The sequence below is a fragment of the Krasilnikovia sp. MM14-A1259 genome, from assembly GCF_047159535.1.
Classification (GTDB): domain Bacteria; phylum Actinomycetota; class Actinomycetes; order Mycobacteriales; family Micromonosporaceae; genus Actinoplanes.
Window position 1 is genome coordinate 4,468,810 of sequence record NZ_BAAGAJ010000002.1, and the last position, 17,834, is coordinate 4,486,643.

Annotated in this window: 16 protein-coding genes; 11 read left to right on the top strand and 5 right to left on the bottom strand. The window is 70.7% G+C overall.

What is annotated here, in order from left to right; genetic code table 11:
- Positions 1–203: 203 nt before the first annotated feature.
- The 6 genes from ACMCNK_RS20235 (at position 204) to ACMCNK_RS20260 (ending at position 6,308) form a co-directional block, all read left to right on the top strand.
- Positions 204–1,268, top strand: coding sequence for a hypothetical protein (locus ACMCNK_RS20235; RefSeq protein ID WP_412737961.1), 1,065 nt, complete (start codon positions 204–206; stop codon positions 1,266–1,268).
- Positions 1,255–4,161: a nitrate- and nitrite sensing domain-containing protein gene (locus ACMCNK_RS20240; RefSeq protein ID WP_412737962.1), complete on the top strand. Its 2,907-nt coding sequence runs from the start codon at positions 1,255–1,257 to the stop codon at positions 4,159–4,161. The genes ACMCNK_RS20235 and ACMCNK_RS20240 overlap by 14 nt, the downstream gene beginning before the upstream one ends.
- Complete coding sequence (locus ACMCNK_RS20245) at positions 4,158–4,628, top strand: roadblock/LC7 domain-containing protein (RefSeq protein ID WP_412737963.1); 471 nt, start codon at positions 4,158–4,160, stop codon at positions 4,626–4,628. The genes ACMCNK_RS20240 and ACMCNK_RS20245 overlap by 4 nt, the downstream gene beginning before the upstream one ends.
- The gene (locus ACMCNK_RS20250; protein WP_412737964.1) at positions 4,625–5,095 is read left to right on the top strand and encodes a DUF742 domain-containing protein; all 471 of its coding nucleotides are present in this window, start codon (positions 4,625–4,627) and stop codon (positions 5,093–5,095) included. Before ACMCNK_RS20245 ends, ACMCNK_RS20250 begins: the two co-directional genes overlap by 4 nt.
- Entirely contained in the window at positions 5,076–5,702 is a 627-nt protein-coding gene (locus tag ACMCNK_RS20255; protein ID WP_412737965.1) for a GTP-binding protein, read from the top strand. The genes ACMCNK_RS20250 and ACMCNK_RS20255 overlap by 20 nt, the downstream gene beginning before the upstream one ends.
- Before the next feature lie 93 nt (positions 5,703–5,795).
- Complete coding sequence (locus ACMCNK_RS20260) at positions 5,796–6,308, top strand: hypothetical protein (protein WP_412737966.1); 513 nt, start codon at positions 5,796–5,798, stop codon at positions 6,306–6,308.
- 20 nt (positions 6,309–6,328) lie between these two features.
- Here the strand turns inward: ACMCNK_RS20260 and nfi are convergent, their stop codons facing one another.
- Positions 6,329–6,973, bottom strand: a complete 645-nt coding sequence (gene nfi / locus ACMCNK_RS20265; protein WP_412740929.1) for a deoxyribonuclease V — start codon at positions 6,971–6,973, stop codon at positions 6,329–6,331.
- A 53-nt stretch (positions 6,974–7,026) separates the two neighbouring features.
- Entirely contained in the window at positions 7,027–7,602 is a 576-nt protein-coding gene (locus tag ACMCNK_RS20270; protein ID WP_412737967.1) for a hypothetical protein, read from the bottom strand.
- A 370-nt stretch (positions 7,603–7,972) separates the two neighbouring features.
- Between ACMCNK_RS20270 and wecB the strand changes: the two genes are divergently transcribed.
- The gene (gene wecB, locus ACMCNK_RS20275) at positions 7,973–9,649 is read left to right on the top strand and encodes a non-hydrolyzing UDP-N-acetylglucosamine 2-epimerase (protein ID WP_412737968.1); all 1,677 of its coding nucleotides are present in this window, start codon (positions 7,973–7,975) and stop codon (positions 9,647–9,649) included.
- Between the two features lie 32 nt (positions 9,650–9,681).
- Positions 9,682–10,119 (top strand): VOC family protein, encoded by a 438-nt coding sequence (locus tag ACMCNK_RS20280; protein ID WP_412737969.1) that lies wholly within the window; start codon positions 9,682–9,684, stop codon positions 10,117–10,119.
- Between the two features lie 10 nt (positions 10,120–10,129).
- On the opposite strand, the gene ACMCNK_RS20285 is transcribed toward ACMCNK_RS20280, so the two are convergent.
- A complete protein-coding gene (locus ACMCNK_RS20285) occupies positions 10,130–10,888 on the bottom strand; it encodes a dienelactone hydrolase family protein (protein WP_412737970.1) in 759 nt (252 codons plus the stop codon).
- Positions 10,889–11,169: 281 nt separating this feature from the next.
- Here ACMCNK_RS20285 and ACMCNK_RS20290 point away from each other — a divergent pair, with 281 nt between their 5' ends.
- Positions 11,170–12,624, top strand: coding sequence for a cellulose binding domain-containing protein (locus ACMCNK_RS20290; protein WP_412737971.1), 1,455 nt, complete (start codon positions 11,170–11,172; stop codon positions 12,622–12,624).
- Between the two features lie 93 nt (positions 12,625–12,717).
- Here ACMCNK_RS20290 and ACMCNK_RS20295 read toward each other — a convergent pair whose 3' ends face one another.
- Complete coding sequence (locus tag ACMCNK_RS20295) at positions 12,718–14,145, bottom strand: MFS transporter (protein WP_412737972.1); 1,428 nt, start codon at positions 14,143–14,145, stop codon at positions 12,718–12,720.
- A 104-nt stretch (positions 14,146–14,249) separates the two neighbouring features.
- The gene (locus ACMCNK_RS20300) at positions 14,250–14,921 is read right to left on the bottom strand and encodes a TetR/AcrR family transcriptional regulator (RefSeq protein WP_412737973.1); all 672 of its coding nucleotides are present in this window, start codon (positions 14,919–14,921) and stop codon (positions 14,250–14,252) included.
- Positions 14,922–15,104: 183 nt separating this feature from the next.
- On the opposite strand from ACMCNK_RS20300, the gene ACMCNK_RS20305 reads away from it, so the two are divergent.
- On the top strand, positions 15,105–16,706 hold the full coding sequence (locus ACMCNK_RS20305) for a diguanylate cyclase (protein WP_412737974.1): 1,602 nt from the start codon (positions 15,105–15,107) through the stop codon (positions 16,704–16,706).
- 279 nt (positions 16,707–16,985) lie between these two features.
- Positions 16,986–17,762, top strand: a complete 777-nt coding sequence (locus ACMCNK_RS20310) for an SAM-dependent methyltransferase (RefSeq protein WP_412740930.1) — start codon at positions 16,986–16,988, stop codon at positions 17,760–17,762.
- The last annotated feature ends 72 nt before the right edge of the window (positions 17,763–17,834 follow it).

Consider the following 17,834-nt stretch of genomic DNA (forward strand, 5'->3'; position numbering starts at 1 on the left):
CTCTGACCCTTGGAAAGGGGCCTCATGATTGTTTCTCGGATAGATTCACCCGGATCGGTGCGCCCGTACGGCTACGGAAAGTAGCCATCACACGGTCGCCGGCGTCAGCTTGGCGAAGGACGAAGGCAATGTCAGTCACGGTGAATCACCGGCCCTCCCACATGCGATCCGTCGTGGCGGCTGTTTTGACGGTTTTGATACTGGTGCCTGCGGGCTGCCTGTTCGCGTGGGTCTGGAACGACAACCAGGACCGGCGGGACAACACCCAGCGGGAACGCCAGGGTGTCGAGTACCTGGCCGCCCTGGCACCACTGGTCAGCGGCCTCGCCGAGGCCGAGTCGTCCGCCCTGCAGGGCGTGGCGGCCCCGCCCGGCTCCCTGACCACCGCCGTGACCAACGTCTCCGCGGTGGACGCGCGCCTCGGCGCAGAGCTCGGCACCCGGGAACGCTGGACGGCCCTGCGCGACAAGATCGGCAAGTTCAAGACCGTCAAGGGCGACGCCGAAGCGATCTACCAGGCCCACGTCGAGGTCAGCGACCTCGCCCTGGCGCTGTACACGGCCGTACAGAACGAGTCCGGCCTGCTGCGCGACCCGGACAACGACGTGTCGCACCTGCAGCACGCCCTCGCGCTCGACCTGCCCAACACGGTCGTGCAGGTGAGCCGCATGGGCGACCTGGCGCTGCTCGTCGCCGCGGCCGACCCCGCCCGTAAGGCGCTGCTCAGCCCGCAGTTCGGGGCGTCGGTGGAGTTCGTCAACGCCGCCGTCGACAACCTCACGGACAACCTGCAGGCCGCGGTCGACAACACCAACAGCAAGACACTCAGCGGCAACCTGGTGACCACGCTCGACCAGTTCCGGCGCGGAGTCGAGGCCCTGACCCGCGGCGCGAACCCCGGCGGGGCGCCGAACCCGGCCACGATGGCGACCGCGCAGGCGCAACTGCAGAGCTCCCTGTCCGGCCTCTCCGGGGTCGTCGCCCGGGAGACCACCAACCTGCTGGACGACCGGCTCGACGCCGCCGACCTGCGCAACGCCGGCATCCTGACCGCCGGCGGCGCACTGCTGCTGCTCACCCTCGTGGCCAGCGTCTTCCAGCTCACCGGCCGCCGCGGCCGGCGCGCCGGCACCCCCGCCCCGATCGGTACGGACACCGCACGCGGCGCGGGCCGTTCCGCACCGGAGCAGGGCTACAGCTACCTGAACCAGGCGCCGGCCTATGGCGACGCCCCGACGCAGCGGGAGCGGTCCGGTGTTCTTCGGTAGCCTGCGTATGCGGGGCAAGCTGGCCCTGCTCATCCTCGTACCGCTGCTCGGCGTCGTCGGGCTCAGCGTGCCCATCATCGCGGACCGCATCAACGTGGCCGGCGACGCGCAGCAGACCGCCGACGTGGTCGCCCTCGCCACGGACGTCGGCACCGCCGTGCAGGAGCTGCAGGAGGAGCGCCTGCTGTCGGTGGGCTACTTCTTCGGGCTCGTCCCGCTGCCCGAGCTGTCCGTGCAGACCGCCAAGGCGAAGGACCGGGTGCAGCAGCTGCACCGCCTGGGCCGGACGCTCTCGCCCGGGCTGCGGCGCGCCATCGCGAACCTGTCGAAGCTCGACAACACCCGGCTCAACGTCCGCAACCGGGCGATCCAGCCGGACGTGATCGTCTCCGAGTACACGACCGTCATCCAGGCGGTCTTCCAGCAGCTCGCGCTGACGCAGAAGGCGGACCTGACCACGGCGACCGGCCGCCAGGTCTTCGCGCTGGACCAGGCGCTGCGTACGGACGAACTGATCAGCCAGATCGCCGGCTACCTGACCGCGGCGGTGATCACCCAGCAGCAGCCGGCGCTCGGCAAGTTCGCCGTGGCGTTCGTCCAGCTGCAGCAGGTCTTCGCGGGCTCCCAGCCGTACTTCACGCCCGCGCAGTACAAGCTGTACATCGGCGCCCGTGAAGCATTCGTCACCCGCCTGGGCCCGGTGTTCTTCCAGTACGGCACCACGGACCCGCTCACCGCGGCCAAGTCACTCAACATCAAGAGCCTGTTCCCGTCGCTGCGCTCCATCGCCGTCGTCGGTGGCTTCCTGGAGAAGCGGATCGCGGCCGACGTGACCACCGCGGTGACCAGTACGCGTCAGGACGCGATCCGGACCGCGTACTCCGTCGGTGGCGGCTCGCTGATCATGCTGGTGCTGGTGGTGGGCCTGAGCATCCTCATGGCCCGCGCGGTTGCCCGGCCGCTGAGCCACCTGACCGCATCGGCCGAGCGGGTCGCCCGCGAGGCCGAGGCCGAACTGCTCCGCGTCGCCGACGACGACACCGACCACGTCCGGTCCATCCATCTCGACGAGGTGGACGTGGCGGGCCGCGACGAGATCGGCGACCTGGCCCGCGCGTTCGACCGGGTGCAGACCACCGCGGCGCGGCTGGTCGAACGGCAGGCGGTCGGCCGCCGCAACGTGGCGCAGATGTTCGGCCACGTCGGCCGCCGTACGCAGAACCTGGTGGGCCGCCAGCTCGCGCTGATCGACAGCCTGGAGCGGCGCGAAGCCGACAGCGAGCGCCTGCGCGAGCTGTACCGGCTCGACCACCTGTCCAGCCGTCTGCGCCGGAACGCGAGCTCGCTGGTCGTGCTGTCCGGTGGCGCCGGCGCCGACGAACACATGGCCCCGCTGGCCCTGTCCGACGTCGTCCGGCTGGCCCTCGGTGAGATCGAGGACTACACCCGCGTCGACCTCGAAGTGCCCGAGGAGATCGTGGTCGTGCCGTCGCTCGTGGCCGACCTGACCCTGATGCTGGCCGAGCTGATGGAGAACTCGACGTCCTTCTCACCGCCGCACACGCGGGTCACCGCCACCGCGACCGAACTGCGCGGCGGCGCGCGGCTGGCCATCATCGACCACGGCCTGGGTCTGTCCCCGGAGCGCATGACCGAGGAGAACGCGCGGCTGACCCGCCGCGAACGTCTCGACCTCGCCCCCACCGAGGTGCTCGGCCTGTTCGTGGTCGGCCGACTCGCCCGTCGGCACGGCATCGAGGTGACCCTCACCGAGACGCCCAACGGCGGTGTCACGGCGTGGCTGGACCTGCAGCCCGAGCACCTGATCGCGCACGCGGAGGCGGTTCCGGCCGCCCCGATCCACGCGTCGGTCGGCCATCAGACCACGGAGCTGTCGCCGCTGATCGCAGGTGCCTCCGCCCGGCACGCGCCGGGCAGCACCCAGCCCTTCGACCCGAAGGTGCTGGACCGGGCCACACAGACCCTCGAGGCGTCGCTGACCTGGAACGCGTTCGCCGTCATGGCCGGGCCGGCCGCAATCGAGGCCAGTCCGTACGCCGACGACACCGTGTACGACGCTGAGCCCGTGCCCGACGTGCAGCCGCGGCGCTCGTACGACATGGGTGTCCCGATCGCGGGTCGCCATCCCGCCACGCTGCCCGAGCTGGAGGGCCGGCTCGTCCAGCCCGCCCAGACGGAGATGGTGCTGCCGATGCAGCGCCAGCCGGAACTGCCGGCGCCGCAGGCCCTGGCGGGTCCGTCGTCGTCCGGCTTCGGCGGCCCGTCGCCGTACGCGCTGGCCGGACCGCCGCAGGCACCCGCCCCGAGTGCCGCACCGCCGAGCCCGGACCCGATCCCGGACCACCCGCGCGCCGGCGGATCCGCTCCGCTGCGCCGCCGGGTCCCCGGCACGCACATGCCGACCGAAACCGGACCCGCGCCCCGCAGCGCGCCGCCCACCTCGGACGATGCGCTTGCAGCCCGGGATGCGTTCGCGGCGTTCGAGGCCGGCGTGTCCCGCGCCCAGTGGGACGCGATCGAGGCCGACGTCGCCGCACCGCCGCTGAGCCGGCCCACGCCGCAGGCCGACATCCCGCCGACGTTCGGCGGGCCCGCCCCCCAGAGCGACGTCGCCGCGCCGACGTTCAGCCGGCCGATGCCGCAGGCCGATCCGCCGCCCCCGGCGCCCGCCTCGACCGGCCATCCGCCGCTCGCCCGGCGCGTGCCCGGTGCCTCGCTGCCGGACACCGGCCCGCGGAACCAGACCCCAACGGCGTCACCGGTCCAGCCTCTCGACCCCGAGGCTGCCCGGGCTCTGATCGAACAGTTCGAGCACGGCGTCTCATCCGCACTGAATGCAACCCAGCCACAACACGAGGGACAACCGCGATGACTTCCCCCTACTCCACGGATACCGGCAACGGACGCGACTTCGCGCACGCGCACCTGAGCGCCGAGGCGAAGACGTTCAACTGGCTGCTGGACTCCTTCACCTCCGGGACCGCGGGGGTCCGCGAAGCCATCGCCGTCTCCTCGGACGGCCTGCTCATGGCCATGTCGAACATCAAGGACCGGCCGAACGCGGAACGGCTCGCCGCGGTCGTCTCCGGCCTGACCAGCCTCGCCGGCGGCGCCGCCAGCTGGTACGCGCTGGGCAGCCTGAACCGGGTCATCATCGACATGGCCGACGGGTACCTGCTCGTCACCGCCATCAGCGCGGGTTCGGTGCTCGGTGTCGTCGCCGACCGCAGCGCGAACCTCGGCACCCTCGCGTACGAGATGACGCTGTTCGCCACCCGCGCCGGCGGTGCGCTCAGCCCCCGTCTCATCGCCGAATTGAAGAACGCCGTCCAGCAATGACGACCGCGCCCGGCTCCGACGACCCGGTACCCCGCGTGGCAACCGGGGTTCGGCCGTTCCTGCAGTCGGGCGCCCCACACCAGCGGCCGGCGGACGAGTACTTCGCACCGGCCCCGGCCCCGGCCACCCCACCGGGTGAGCAGACGACCGCATTGCGGCCGTTCGTCATCACTTCGGGGCGGGTGTCCGCAGCCGACCCCGCCATCGGGATGGAAACGCAGGTCACCCTCCGCCCCGGAGTGGTGCCCGAACGGCTCTCCCCCGAGCAGCGGGCCATCGTCGGCCTCTGCCAGGAGTCGCTGTCCGTCGCGGAGATCTCCGCGCGGCTGCGGCTGCACCTGGGCGTGACCCGCATCCTTGTCAGCGACCTGCACGCGGCCGGCTACCTGGACGTCCACGTGCTCGACGACGAGTTCCCCAACCCCGAAACCATCATGCGAGTGATCCGTGGACTTCGAGCCCTCTGACCGCGTCGTCGGTACCGCCAGCGTGCCGAGCGGGCGCAAGCCGGGCGCCGCGCCCGTACCCGTCAAGATCGTCATTGCCGGCGGCTTCGGCGTCGGCAAAACGACGACCGTGGGCGCCATCTCCGAGATCGCGCCGCTGCGCACCGAGGCCGAGATGACCATGGAGTCGGTCGGCGTCGACAACCCGAACCCGGAGACCGCGAAGACCAGCACCACGGTCGCCATGGACTTCGGGTGCGTGACGATCGACGACACGCTGAAGCTGTACCTGTTCGGCACGCCCGGCCAGTCGCGCTTCGCGTTCATGTGGGACGACCTGATCCGCGGCGCCCTGGGCGCGCTCGTCGTGGTCGACACGAACCGGATCGACGACTGCTACCCGGCGGTGGACTACTTCGAGCGGGCCGGGATGCCGTTCGTGGTCGGGGTCAACACGTTCAACGGACAGCTCAGCTACAGCCTCGACGAGGTGCGCTGGGCGCTCGCCGTACCGGAAGAAGTTCCCGTTCTGTCCTTCGATGCACGCTTCCGCGGCTCCGTCCGGGATGCCCTTCTCGTGGTGCTTGATCGTGCCCTCGATCGAGCCCTGAAAATGAAGTCGACGTAAGGTTGCGCCGGACGTTCGGCCCGACCGGGTTCCACCGCGGTGGTTGAGCGTGCAGAGTTGTACAAGGCGACAACCTGACGGGAGGACAGGGGCATGCGGGGCGGACTGGACGACGCGCTGGACAAGCTGGCGCGCCGCGATGAGCTGCGCCGCCGCGCCGCGGGGGAGGCGACTCCGCCCGCGGTGACGGAGCTGGTCGAGGCGATCGCCGCGGTCGTGGGCCGCAATCCGGCACTCGCGGTGACCGTGGGCGTGGAGGGCGCCGGCGACCCGGTGCTGCTGCACTTCGCGGTCGAGGACGGGGTCGTCCAGGTCAGCGCGGATCACACTGTGGCCACCCGGGCCGCCGAGGCGGCGTCACCCGACTTCGACATCGCGGTCGGTGAGCCGATCGACGAGCCGGCGCCCGGATCCCGGCCGGACGGCGGCTGGGCCGCCGCCACACCCCAGGAGTACGGGACCCCCAGGGCTGAGCCGGCACCGCAGCCGATGCCGGAGCCTGTCCCGCTGAAGGTGAAGCCGGAAGAGACCGAACAGGCCGCGAAGCGTCTCGCCGCCCTGATCCGGGACAATCCCACTCTGCTGCGCGATTCACCGCTCGACTGACGGCGCGACTGGGCGGACACCTACTTTCGCAGCGCTTGGCGGGAGAGATGATCGGCCTGCCGAATCACCTCGGGAATCCGATACTTCGGAGCGAGACCGAGCGTCAGTTCGGATGCCTCGTCGAGGCCGATCCGATGCCCGACGGACACGAATACGGGTTTCACCGCGGTCTGGGTACGCAGGGCACGGCCCACCGTTTCGCCGTCGTCGACCAGAGGTGACCAGGAACCCCTGGGGTCATCCGGGTCAGCAAATGTCGACGTGAAGGCAGTCTTTGCAACCCCGAACGTAGGAATATCCGTCAATACCCCCACATGGCAGGCCAGCCCGAACCTCATCGGATGCGCGACTCCGTACCCGTCGCAGATCAACACGTCGGGCCGCCTCGTCAATCGCCCAAGGGCGTCCAGGATGAAGGGGATCTCACGGAACGCCAGGAGTCCTGGGACGTAAGGGAAATTCACCTCACCAAAGGCGAGCGCGGACTCCACCACCTCAAGGTCGGGCAGGGAGAGCAGCACGGCAGCCGCTGCCACTCGACGCGTGCCGGATTCGTACGAGACATCGACTCCGGCGACGGTCCCCGCCGGCGCCGTCAGCCTGGTCGTCAGATCCACCCGCAGCCGGAGGTCATGCTGAACCTGCTGCGCTTCAGCAATCGTCATCGGCGCAGGAACAACGAGGCCGCCTTCGTTCACAGCTGACCAGCCCTCCTTGGTCAGTCGGCGTCCGCCACCAGGGCGTCGGCGACCGTGGCGCGTACGCGTTCGGTGATCTGTGCGGACTGCGGGTCGGCGATGACGGACACGTTGGGTTGGGTTCTGCCCGATCCGATCAGAACAAATTGGACGTTCTGATTGGCCTTGGCAGAGGCGTCCACCGCGGCATTCGGCGCCTTGCCCACCGTGAGCACCACATCGCACTTGCCGCTGATCAGGGTCGCCAGGTATGTGGCCGCGTTCTCGCCGGTCTGCGGCCCGTCGACCGACAGGTACTGCACCTTGCCGTGAGTGGCGAGCGAAGCCTGTTGCATGCCTGCCCACACCGGCGCGGCCTGCTTGTCCGCGATCCCGCCCGCGGGAGCCAGCAGACAGGCGGTGGCTCCGGTGTACTCCCGGGGGCGCGGCGCGGGCCGCTCGTCGGGCCACATCACCCAGGTCAGCACGCCGGCGACTAGGACGACCGCGGTGCCGCCGCCGATCAGCCAGGACCGCCGGCCGCCCGGCAGCCGGAATCCGCCGCCGGCCTGACCCGCCGAGCCCTGCAGCCGCTTGTCCATTCGTCCCCCTAGCACGGGGCAGAGCGTACCCACCCCGCGCAGTCCGGGACATACCACGCTACGCACTCATGATCAGTCCGACATTTTTGGGCGGCGGGGACTACGGATCGTCACGTTGATGCCCCGAGTAATGACAGAGAGAAAGGTCCGGCTTACCCGATTCCTGGCGTACCGTCGCGCCTGAGGGGTCTGGGATGGGCCGAATGGCGCGTCCGTGCCAGCAGTCGGGTAACCACACTTGTTTGACGCTGAGTAGCAGCCTACGGTCCGTACATCAATGACCGCAGCTTGGCCCCGTCGAGGGCCGTCACGAACCGTGATGGGCAGCGGGGCCCTCGGGCAGGCCGCCTGAATCTCTCCCCCGCCGCCCCGGAAAGAGGGCACGATGTCGCTGCCTGAGGTGCATCTCGTCGGCGGCACCCAGACCGAGGCCGTCCGGCTCGCCCCGGTGGCCACCGCCGTGCGCGACGCCGGGCTCCTGACCCCGGTCCTGGTCGCCGCGGGTCACCACCCCCCGACGGTCGCGCAGACTCTAGGCGCCTTCGGCCTCGGGGTGGACGTCAGCCTGCCCGTCGGCCCCGAGATCCAGGCCGCGCCGGAACCCGAGCCGGTCCGGCAGCCCGACGGGCTGTGGACCGAGCCGCTCACCCGGCTGGTGCGGCAGCTCGACGACCTGTGGGCCGATCGCCGCCCGGCCGCCGTCATCGTGCAGGGCGCGACCACCACCAGCCTGGCCGGGGCGTTGGCCGCGGCGCAGCGGCGCATCCCGGTCGTGCACCTGCAGGCCGGGCTGCGCGCCGCCGACCTCGACGCGCTGTTCCCCGAGGAAGCGGACCGCCGCCTCATCGCGCAACTCGCCGAACTGCACCTCGCGCCGACGCCACTGGCCGCGATGAACCTGCTGGACGAGAACATCGCCCCCGGCAACGTACTGGTCACCGGAAACACCGCGGTGGACGCGGCGCTCGCGGTCGCCGGCCAGGAGCGGCCGTTCGAGAATCCGGAGCTGGCGGCGGCCCGAGCCGCGTCGGGCGACCGACGTCTCGTCTTCGTGAGCGTCCACCGCCACGAATCGCGGGGGCACGCACTGGACCGGGTCCTCGCCGCGGTGCGGATCCTGGCCGCCCGCTGCCCCGACATCGAGGTCGTGCTGCCCAGCGACCCTGACCCGACCGTACGGGCCCAGGTCGACGCGGCGCTGCACGGCGTCGAACGGATCACCGTCACCCGTCCGCTGTCGTACGCGGACCGGTCCCGCCTGCTCGCCGAGGCGTACCTGGTGCTGACCGACTCGGGAAGCATCCTGGAACAGGCGCCGTCGTTCGGCGTGCCCGCGCTCGTGCTGCGCGATGCCACGGAGCGGGTCGAGTCGTTGGAAGCGGGGTGTGCCCGGCTGGTCGGCACGGACACCGGCCGGATCGTCATGGAGGCTTCCCGCCTGCTCGACAGCCGGGTACGCCGGGACTCGATGGCCACCGTCGGCAACCCGTACGGTGATGGGCTGGCCGCCCGCCGCACCGCCGAGGCCACCGCCGCCCTGCTGGGCCTCCCCACGGCCTCCGAGCCCGCACCGGAGGCCCGGCCGTCGACGCTCGGCCACGGTCCGGCGCCGGTCCGCCCCCGATGGCTCGAATCTCATCCGGCGGGTCGCCCGGCGGCACCCATCCCTCAGGTGGCCGCCGTGGCTTGCGGGCACGCGGAGGAGGACGTCGCCCGCGGCTACGCACAGTCGTGGATCGACGGCGACCGGCACGCGATGCGCCGGCTGCTCGCCCCGGACGTGGAGGTCGAGTGGAATCTCGACCTGCCCGTGGACGACGAGGAACTGGTGCAGACGCTGCATTGGATCGCCGTCTTCGCCACCGAGGTCACGGTCGTCTCCCGGGTGTGCACGGGCGCCGCGGCCACCCACGTCTACGACTGCGCGACCATGTTCGGCACGGTCCGCTTCGCCGAGTTCCTGACGCTGGCGGACGGCCAGGTCACCGAGGTACGCCAGGTGTTCGACGTCGTCGGGCTGAACCGGTACTTCCCCGGACTGCTGGACGGCGAACCGCGCTGAAACTGTCGGTGGCCCCGGTTAGCGTGCGGGGCATGGCATACGACTTTCAGGTGGTCATCGACTGCGCCGACCCGCACCCGCTGGCCGACTGGTGGGCCGAGACGCTGGGCTGGCAGGTGGAGCCGTCCGACGAGGCCTTCATCAAGGACATCGTCGCCAAGGGCTTCGCCACCGAGGCCGACACCACCACGCACAAGGGGGTGCTGGTGTGGCGTGACGGCGCGGCGATCCTGCATCCCGAGGCACCGCCCGGCGGCCGCCCGCGGCGGGTGCTGTTTCAGCGCGTTCCGGAGTCCAAGTCGGTGAAGAACCGCGTCCACCTCGACGTGCGGGTGGGCCCGGAGCAGTCCGAGGCCGAGCACGAGCGGCTGCTGGCGCGGGGCGCCACGTTCCTGCACCGGGGCCGGCAGGGCCCGCATTCCTGGATCACCATGGCCGACCCCGAGGGCAACGAGTTCTGCGTGTCCTGAGCGTGGGTGATCATCGCGGGCCGATTGGTGCCCGGTCGAGCAGTGCGAACAGGTTCTCCCAGTGCCGGCGCTCGCCTTCTGCCTGGTAGGCGGCCGTGTCGGCCATGGTGAACCCGTGCTGCGCCCCGGGGTAGATCTCGGATCGGTAGCGCACCCCCGCGGCGTCGAGCGCCCGTTCCAGCGCCTCGATCTGCTCCGCGTTCATCGACGGGTCCTGGTCGGCGTGCGCGAAGTACGCCTCGGCCCTGATCCGCCCGGCGAGCCGGTGCGGGCTGTCCGGCGCGTCGGTGGCCAGCCGCCCACCGTGGAAGCTGGCGAGCGCACCGATGCGATCGGGGAACGCCGACGCCGCGCGGACCGCGTTGGTGCCGCCCATGCAGTACCCGACAATCGCCACCCGGCCCGGCGCAACGCCCTCCTGCACGCCGAGGAAGTCGAGGTACGCCCGGGTGTCGCGGGTGATGGTCTCGTCGTCCAGTTTCATGATCAACGGCTTGACCTGCTCGAAGATCCGGCCGCGCTGCTCTGGGTCGGACAGCCCCGACAGGTCGAACAGCGGCGCGCGCCCGGCGCGGTAGAGCAGGTTCGGTGCGAGGACCACGTAACCCCGCGCGGCGATCCGGTCGGCCATCTCGAAGAGCCGGGGGCGCAGCCCGAACGCGTCCTGGTAGATGAGCACGCCCGGCCACGGCCCGATACCGTCCGGGCGCGCGAGGTAGGCGTCGGCGGCCCCGTCCTCGGTGGCGATCTCCACCATGACCTTGCGCATCTGCGGCCCCCCTGCCGGGCGAATTCAACTGATCATGGCGAAACGTACACCCGGCAGGTGAGACATGCCGGACATGACGTGCGAGCGGCGCCCGCGGGCCATCGATCACCCCGGTCCGGCGTGGACAACGCACAGGGAACACGAGAACGGCTCGCAACAACCCGCGCACCCGCCGTCACGCTGCGGACTTTGAGTCAAACTTAAGCTGCACACAATCCTTACCAATACCGCCGGGGACCAGAATCGACGCCTGTCACCACCACCCGCGATAGGAGTCTTCGATGCCCCGCAACCGGCTACGTCTGACCATCTACGTCGGAGCGGCCCTGCTGGCCGTCGGCGGTGGCGTCGGCGCGGCGGTCGCGGCCACCAACCCGGCCACCCCGACAGCCGGCAAGCTGACCGCCACCTTCAAGACCGACTCGGATTGGGGTACGGGCTACCAGGCCCGCTACACGATCAAGAACGCCGGCTCGGCGGCCGTGACGGGCTGGCAGCTCAACTTCGCACTGCCGTCGTCGGCCAAGCTCGGCACGTTCTGGGACACCGCGATCACCACCTCGGGCGCCTCCTCGACGGCCACGAACAAGGCCTACAACGCCACGATCCCGGCCGGCGGGACGGTGGAGTTCGGGTTCGTCGTCGCGGGCAGCGGCGCGCCGACCGGCTGCACCATCAACGGCTCCGCGTGCTCGGGCGGCGGCGGCACGCAGACGACCGCTCCGGCCCCGAAGCCGACCACCACCACGCCGGCACCCAAGCCGACCACGGCCGCGCCGACCACCACGGCACCGACGGCCACGAAGCCGCCGGCCACCACGGCCCCGCCCGCCACCACGCCGCCCCCGGCCCAGGGTGGAGGCGGTAACGTGAAGGTCGCCCCGTACGTGGACATGGGCCTGCTCAACAACAACAGCCTGGCAGCGCTCGGCGCCGGCAACGTGAAGTCGTTCTCGCTGGCGTTCGTGACCAGCGTCGGGTGTAAGGCGAGCTGGTTCAACGCCTTCGACCCGCGGACCAAGCAGTTCGGTGACCAGATCGACGCGGTGCGCAAGGCCGGCGGCGACGTGAAGGTCTCCTTCGGTGGTGCGACCGGCATCGAGCTCGCCCAGGCGTGCACGGACGTCAAGGCGCTGCAGGCCGAGTACCAGGCGGTCGTCTCGGCGTACAACCTGAAGTTCATCGACATGGACATCGAGGGCGCCGCGGTCGCCGACAAGACCACGATCGACCGTCGCTCGACCGCGCTGGCCGCACTGCAGAAGGCTAACCCGGGCCTGAAGATCTCGCTCACCCTGCCGGTGCTGCCGGAGGGCCTCACCGCGGACGGCCTCAACGTGGTGAAGTCGGCCAAGAACGCGGGCGTCGACGTCGACCTGGTCAACATCATGGCGATGGACTACGGCCGCGCCGGGCAGGACTACGGCGACCTGGCGATCCAGGCCGTGAAGTCCACGAAGGACCAGATCAAGTCGATCTACGGCAACAGCGACGCGGCGGCGTTCAAGATGGTCGGCGTCACCCCGATGCTCGGCAAGAACGACGACCAGGGCACCTTCACCCAGAGCGACGCCCGCGACGTGGTCGCGTTCGCGAACGCCAACCACGTCGGGTTCGTCTCCTTCTGGGAGCTCAACCGCGACCGCAACGCCTGCAACGGCGCGCTGTTCCAGTGCACCAACGTGGCGCAGAGCCCGAACGAGTTCAGCAAGATCTTCGCCGGCTTCACCGGCTGAGATCCGCAACAAACGCTTCACCCCACGCGCGGCGCCGGGAATGCCCCCTTCCCGGCGCCGCGCCGTGTCTTCTGCCCCTTCGCCGGACCTTGTTCAGGCGGCGACGGCCGCCTCGGCGATCTGGTCCGCGGTCGGCCGCACGCGTGGCGCGCCCAGGGCGGTCAGGATGTTCACCGCCGCGAACAGTGCCGCGCCGAGCAGCCCTCGTTCGAAGCCCGAGACCAGCGCGTCCTGCGGGTTCGTCCCGGCGGCCAGCAGTCCCTCGACGTGCGAGGTGGCCAGCGTGGTGATGACCGCCAGCCCGATCGCGCCGCCGACCTGGTAGCCCGAGTTGACCACGCCGGAGGCCGCGCCTGCCTCGTCCGGGCGGACGCCGGCGACCGCCGCGATCATCGCCGGGGTGCCGGTCGCGATGATGCCGATCCCGAACAGGACCAGGCCGGGCAGCAACTGCGTGACATACGACCCGGTGGCGTCCGCACGGCTCAGCAGCAGCAGGCCGACGACGCTGAGCACGGTGCCGCCGAACTGCACCGGCTTGGTGCCGAAACGGGTGACCAGCTGGGAAGCAACCACGGCGCTGACGATGGCGGCGATGCCCATGGGCAGGAACGCCAGCCCGGTCTCCAGCGCGGTCAGGCCGCGGACCTGCTGCAGGAAGATCGCCGTCAGGAAGAACATCGCCAGGAATCCGGCGCCGTTCAGAGCCAGGGCCAGGACCGACGTACGCAGGCCGCGGGAGCGGAACAGGTGCAGCGGCACGAGCGGCGCGGCGGATCGGGCCTCGACGCGCAGGAACAGCGCCAGCAGCGCGAGCCCGCCGCCCAGCAGCGCGATCACCTCGGCGGAGCCCCAGCCCAGCGGCTCGGCCCGGATGACCCCGAGCACGACCGCGAGCAGCCCGCCGGTGCCGAGCACGGCGCCGGCCAGGTCGAACGTACGGCGGCCCGCCGGGCGCACGCGGGACTCGGCGACGAACACCGGCGCCAGCGCGGCCAGCGCGATCGCGATCGGGACGTTCACCAGGAAGACCCACCGCCAGCTGAACTGGTCGACGAGCAGGCCGCCCGCGATCACGCCGAGGGTTCCGCCGAGGCCGGCGAGGCCACCCCAGATGCCCATCGCGATGTTGCGGTCCCGGCCGTGGGCGAACGTCACGGTGAGGATGGCGAACGCCGCCGGCGACAGCAGGGCACCCCCGAGGCCCTGCACGGCGCGCATGACGATGAGTTGTTCGGGCGTGGCGGCCAGGCCTGCCACGAGCGACGTGACACCGAACAGCAGCAGGCCCGCGACGAACACCCGCCGCCGGCCGAGCAGGTCGGCGGCGCGGCCACCGAGCAGCAGGAAACCCCCGAAGATCAGCGTGTACGCGCTGATGACCCACTGCAGCCCCGACGGTGAGAATCCGAGGTCCTGCTGGATGTCGGGCAGTGCGACGTTCACGATCGTCACGTCGAGCACCACCATGAACTGGGCCAGCGCCAGCACCACCAGCGCCGACCATGGACTGCGTCTCACGTCTACCTCCGTCAGCACCGCCGCCCTATGCGGCGTACGTGTACACCGTATATGTACGACGTACAGGAGAGTCAAGTCCCTGCCGAAACGTGAGGTGTACCTGGTCAGCTCCGCGGAACGCCGCGGGTGCCCTGGACCAGCAGATCGATGTTGAGAGCGAAGTATTCGTCCGGGTCGTCGCAGCCGACCAGCGACGGCGCCGCGGCCACGACACGGGGATACCGCGTGGGGGACAGCACTTCGAGCGCCGCCCGCTTGTGCCGCAGGATCTCCTCGCGGGCCTCGACGTCGGCCCCGCACTGCGGATTCGGGTCCGACGTGACCAGGGTGATCACCGCACAGAGCAGATACCGCCCCACCTGGGCGGCCCGGGCCGGGGCGAACCCGCCCGCCTCCAGCAGCGACAACGCGTGCTCCGCGAGGGCCAGGCCCGACTCCGCCGCGAAGATCCGCCGTAGCGAGAGGCCGGCCACCCCGGGATGCGGCCGGATCGCGGCCAGGAACGCCTCCAGGACCTGACGCAGCTGCTCGTCCCAGGTGCCGGCGCCCGGCTCCGGCAGTTTCACCGCATCGATCAGATACTCGGCGATGCCGTCGAGCAGCGCGTCCTTGTCGTTGAAATGCCAGTACATGGCCATCGGCGTGACGCCGTGCTCCTGGGCGAGCCGACGGATCGTCACCGCGTCGAGGCCCTCCGTGTCAGCCAGGGACACGGCACTCGCCACGATCGCGTCCCGGCTCAGACGAGGCCGGGTCCCCGTACGTCGGTTGGCCATCCGCCCACTGTACGGCGTACATCCGGGGAGACGGGGATCACGCCCGGCCCACGCGGAAAGTCACGCAGGGATAGCGCACGATTGCGGAACGTGCCCGCGGCCCGTACCGGTAAAGGTCATCCGGATTGCCTTCAGCCGGGCCACCGCGGGCCGATGAAACGGGTGGACGGAAGGAGGTGGCCGGTGAAGGGCAGCGCAATCTGTGCCGAGCAGCTGTCGGCTGCGCTGCTGGCGATCGAGGACTGCATCCTCTGGAACGCCGAGGCCGACCTCGCCCTTTCCACGGACCTCGAACGCCAGGCCGCCGAGCTGGGCGACGACACTCTCGTCGCGCGTGCCCGCCTGTGCCGTACGAACATGCTCATGCGCACCGGCGACGTCGCCGGTGCCGCGCGGCAGATCTACGACAGCTACGAGTGGGCGATGGCCCACGACGACCGCCGGCTGCAGGCCCGCACCCACCTGATCTGGGCGAACATCCACCGGCTGCTCGGCGACTTCGCCAAGTGCCTGGAACATTCGCTGAGCTCGGTCGAACTGCTCGACGACACCGCCACCGCGCACATGCAGGTGTGGCACCGCGCCAAGCTGGCCGACGCGCTGGGCATCAACGGCGCGATGGACGCGGCCCGGCCGCGCTACCACCAGGCCGAGGAACTGGCCCGGGACCTGCGCCAGTGGGAGGTGCTGACCAGCGTCCTCAACAACTGGGCCTACACCGAGTTCTTCGTCGGCGACTTCCCGCGCGCCCAGGAGGTCGTCCAGCGGCTGAAGGACCACGCCGACCGGCACGACTTCGAACTGGACCCCGCGACGTTGGACACGATCGGCGCGATCCAGATCGAGAACGGCGAATACGCCGACGCCGAGGAAACGATGCGGGTCTGCATCGCCCGGCACAACACGGGTCTCCTCGAGGACGCCGACGACCTTGCCGAATACCTGCTCACCATGGCCCGGGCGCAGCGCGGCGCGGGTGCCATGGACCGGGCCCAGGCGAGCCTCGACGAGTCCCGCGCGCTCTGCGTCGAGCGGGAGCTGCACGAGGTGATGGTCCGCGTCCATCAGGAACAGGCCGAGCTGTGCGCCGCGCGCGGCCAGTTCGCCGAGGCGTTCGCGATGCACAAGATGTTCTACGCCGCGCACGAACGGCTCCGCTCCCGCCAGCGGGAGGCGCAGGCCCAGACCCGGCAGGCCATGTTCGAGACCGCCGAGGCGCGCGAGGAGGCCGAACGCTTCCGCGAGCAGGCCCGCCGCGACCCGCTGACCGGCCTGCGCAACCGCCGCTACATCGACGAAGAGATGCCCGCCCTGATCACCGCCGACGCGGACCTGACCGTGGCCATCGTCGACCTCGACCATTTCAAGCGGATCAACGACCAGCTCTCCCACGACGTCGGCGACCAGGTACTCGTCCAGGTCGCGAAGCTGCTGGAGACGGAACTGGCCGCCGCCGTACCGGACGGGTTCGTCGCCCGGCTGGGCGGCGAGGAGTTCCTGCTGGTGCTGCCGAAGACTCCGGTCCCGGCCGCCACGGAGCAGCTCGACCGCATCCGGATGGTCATCCGCGCGTACAGCTGGTGGAACATCACCGGTGAGCTGCCCGTGACCGTGAGCATCGGCGTGGCCGGTGCGCACGAGGTGCCGGACCTCAACCAGTCCTCCATGCTGTCCACGGCGGACCGCAACCTGTACGTCGCCAAGCGTGGCGGGCGCGACCGTGTCGTGTCGGGCATGGCGCGGGAGGGGCGTACCCGCTCGTACCGCGACCGCAGCGCCGCCTGACTCCGTACCCGGATGGTCCGTCTCGCCCCGGTCTCGGGGGATAGTCGATCGAGCGACGGGGCTGAATTTCGTCCGCGAAGCCCGCTAGTCTGACCACAGTGGCCGATGGCTCCCGGCGTCGGGAGCGTGCGGCCACGTCATGGACAGAGATCGTCGCGATGAGATCACCCCTTCGGGCAGGCCCGCCGGCACCGGCCGGGCGGGCCCGGCCGGGATCAGGAGGCGGGCGTGCAGCAGGGCAGAGACGTTCCCGCGGGGACTGAGGTCGCACCTCCGGGGGTGAATATCAACGTGCCCCACTCGGCTCGCATCTACGACTACTGGCTCGGCGGCAAGGACAACTTCGCGGTCGACCGCGCGGTCGGCGAGGCCATGATCCAGGCGATCCCGGATCTGCGGTACATGGCCGGGGAAAACCGCAAATTCGTCCACCGCGCCGCCCGCGACCTGGTCGCGAAGGAGGGCATCCGGCAGTTCCTGGACATCGGCACCGGCATCCCGACCCGGCCCAACCTGCACGAGATCGCTCAGGAGATCGCCCCGGAGACCCGGGTGGTGTATGTGGACAATGATCCGATCGTGCTGGTGCATGCCCGCGCACTCATGATCAGCTCCGCCGAGGGCCGCAGTGAGTACATCTCGGCCGACATCCGCGACCCGGGGGCGATCCTCGGCGACCATCTGCTGGCTGACACTCTGGACCTGACGCAGCCGGTCGGCCTCACGCTGATCGCGATCCTCATGCTGCTCGCGGACGCCGATGACCCGTGGGGCAAGGTCGCCGAGCTGCGCGACGCACTGCCCTCGGGCAGTTGCCTGGCGATCACCCACCCGACGGCGGACTTCAACCCCGGTGAGGTGAGCCGCGCCGTGGACGCGGCGACCGGGGCGGGCATGACGCTGGTCGCCCGTACGCGCGACGAGGTGCAGCGCTTCTTCGGCGACTGGGAGCTGCTGGAGCCCGGCGTGGTGCCGGTGTCCGCGTGGCGCCCGGACTCCCCCGTCGAGCGCCCCGAGGCGGCGTACTACTGGGCCGGAGTGGCCCGCAAACCCTGACACGGCCTGCCGCGGCCGCCCACGTGCCGGTCGGGCAGCCTGGTACGGGGGGACCGGACTGCCCGACCGGGG

Coding starts and splice junctions, on each gene's coding strand:
- ACMCNK_RS20245 (WP_412737963.1), top strand. CDS start 4,158: ATGACTTCCCCCTACTCCACGGATACCGGCAACGGACGCGACTTCGCG.
- ACMCNK_RS20250 (WP_412737964.1), top strand. CDS start 4,625: ATGACGACCGCGCCCGGCTCCGACGACCCGGTACCCCGCGTGGCAACC.
- ACMCNK_RS20260 (WP_412737966.1), top strand. CDS start 5,796: ATGCGGGGCGGACTGGACGACGCGCTGGACAAGCTGGCGCGCCGCGAT.
- nfi (WP_412740929.1), bottom strand. CDS start 6,973: ATGACGATTGCTGAAGCGCAGCAGGTTCAGCATGACCTCCGGCTGCGG.
- wecB (WP_412737968.1), top strand. CDS start 7,973: ATGTCGCTGCCTGAGGTGCATCTCGTCGGCGGCACCCAGACCGAGGCC.
- ACMCNK_RS20280 (WP_412737969.1), top strand. CDS start 9,682: ATGGCATACGACTTTCAGGTGGTCATCGACTGCGCCGACCCGCACCCG.
- ACMCNK_RS20285 (WP_412737970.1), bottom strand. CDS start 10,888: ATGCGCAAGGTCATGGTGGAGATCGCCACCGAGGACGGGGCCGCCGAC.
- ACMCNK_RS20290 (WP_412737971.1), top strand. CDS start 11,170: ATGCCCCGCAACCGGCTACGTCTGACCATCTACGTCGGAGCGGCCCTG.
- ACMCNK_RS20300 (WP_412737973.1), bottom strand. CDS start 14,921: ATGGCCAACCGACGTACGGGGACCCGGCCTCGTCTGAGCCGGGACGCG.